The 227-nt window shown below is 48.0% G+C and carries 1 pseudogene; it reads right to left on the bottom strand.

Features of this window, described 5'->3' with window-relative positions:
• A pseudogene (locus H735_RS29460) lies at positions 1 to 227 on the bottom strand (transketolase); the annotation flags it as partial.

Here is a 227-nt window from a genome sequence, read left to right as displayed (position 1 = left end):
CCGTGTAGTGCGATACCGTTCATGATCGCAGTCATACCGAATTCACGTACACCGTAGTGGATGTAGTTACCAGAGAAGTCGTTCGCTTCTAGAGACTTAGAACCAGACCACATAGTTAGGTTAGAAGGCGCTAGGTCAGCAGAGCCGCCCATGAATTCTGGAAGCATTTGACCAAACGCTTCTAGTGCGTTTTGAGATGCTTTACGTGATGCGATGTTTGCTGGGTT

This window comes from Vibrio owensii CAIM 1854 = LMG 25443, from assembly GCF_000817815.1.
Classification (GTDB): Bacteria; Pseudomonadota; Gammaproteobacteria; order Enterobacterales; family Vibrionaceae; genus Vibrio; species Vibrio owensii.
The sequence above is the reverse complement of the archived record's forward strand: the minus strand, read 5'-3'. Positions and strand labels throughout refer to the sequence as shown.